Source organism: Bacteroidota bacterium (assembly GCA_030706565.1).
In the GTDB taxonomy this organism is placed as follows: domain Bacteria; phylum Bacteroidota; class Bacteroidia; order Bacteroidales; family JAUZOH01; genus JAUZOH01.
In genome coordinates this window covers 1-1776 of record JAUZOH010000571.1, presented here as the reverse complement: position 1 = coordinate 1776, position 1776 = coordinate 1, and the positions used below count along the sequence as shown (strand labels likewise).

Annotated in this window: 1 protein-coding gene; it reads right to left on the bottom strand. The window is 42.0% G+C overall.

Annotation, left to right across the window (positions count from 1 at the left end; genetic code table 11):
• Positions 1-264 precede the first annotated feature (264 nt).
• Positions 265-1776, bottom strand: a 1512-nt coding sequence (locus tag Q8907_16870) for a DUF4965 domain-containing protein (GenBank protein ID MDP4275942.1), incomplete at its 5' end; no start/stop codon positions are given.

Below are 1776 nucleotides of genomic sequence, written 5' to 3'. Positions count from 1 at the left end.
TGTCTTCGCTTTTACAGGAGCCAAAAGCAGAAACCATACAACACATTAATGAAATATGGAGTAAAATAAGGTTTTGCAGTTTGGAAAATTGACGGATCATAGCCAATAAATCATTTAAATAAGACATAAGGTTGTTGTATTGTTGAAAATATAAGTTCGACAAAGGCAAAAGCCTTTGTCGAACTGAAATGAGCATAATTACCAGAGTAATTAATTAAAGGATAATTTATTTTTAATAAATAACAGCCTACTTATCGGCGGTATTTATTTTAAGGGAGCCCAAGGCCCGGTAGTATTTGTTCCCTTACTCACCCATTTATTCCAGACATCTTTATCGGACAACATCTTAATAAAGAAACCACCTACAACTGATCTGGCCTGAAAGCCTACCATATATGCATTATCGGTTATATACCAGTCGGATACTGGAACACGTTGTGGAGTATTATTGGCATAATCATAAACAGGATTAAACAAATGCTGAAAATCCTCTTTACTGTCAGCCAAAGTTGCCGTCCAGGTTATCCAGTCGTTTTTGGTATAACGCTGGCGACTGTCCAGGGGCAGTCCAAACTCAGCCTCTTTAGTTTTGTAAAATTGTATTTCACGCTGAATTTCTTCATTGGGGAAGAGGTTCAATCCAAGGATTTTATCCCAGACAATGTTGTATTTTTGACTCCAGGAACCGGGAAGATCAAAAGCCAACCGTGTATGATCACCGTCATCAGCCAGCTTAATCCATTCCTTTACCATTTCCTCAGCTTTTTTGCGTACTTGTTTAGCTTTGGCTTTTTTACCGGTCATTTCGCAAAGCATTGAATAGCTGCCTAAGGCCACAATTGCTTTAGCAGAAAGATTTATGTTATGTGCAAGATGTCCAGCAAAATCATCTGTACACAATTGGTTTTCAGGATCAAATCCCTTAGAGAGAAGATATTCGCACCATTTTTCCAGTACAGGCCAATTGGCTTTTGCAAATGAGGCATTCCCTTCCATCTTTGCCAAAGCAGCCGTCATGATGACCATATTCCCTGTTTCTTCCACAGGCATCTGATTGTCTTCGGTTCTTTCTCCACCGCCATATACCTGTCCCAGAGCAAGAGGATAAGTTCCTAAATCGTGTGGGGCAAACGGAAATTTCCAGCGGGACGATGCGGCATAATCAAATATCGGCTGAAGCATGGCCTTGGAAAGTTCAGGACTAAACAAAAAGAAAAACGGAGATGCCGGATAAATAACATCTACAGTGCCCATGCAACCATTACTGAAATTTTCCTTGGAAAAAATAAGGGGTTTCCCATTGGCATCAGCAACCAGTTTGTGTGCAGCCAGACACTGGCGATAGACCAGTGAAGTCATTGCAGCATATTTTGAGCCGCCAACATTTTCAAGGTCAGTCATTAAGTCGCTGTCAAACTTTGCACATTCGGACGAAAGATTGGCATAGTCGCTCAATGCCTGTGGCAGAAGTTGCTCGATGGTCATTCCATTGCGTTTCCACCAGGCAGGAAGATTGGCATCAAAATAACGGATGCTGTATATATCGTCATAGGCGATCATTGCAAGACTTTTAGCTCCATTAGCACCCACTTTGCCAAGATCCCATGAGGTTCCCATGGATACCCATCCATCGTTAACCTTGCGAGGTTGAGACATGTTGCTTGACTCAGGCAATGTGCCATTTGAGATAAAACTCCTGAACAACCCGTCACGGTCGGACACAAGTACCTTTGCCTTTTGATTCCCGGGAACGGCCACATAGGCATATCCCCAATC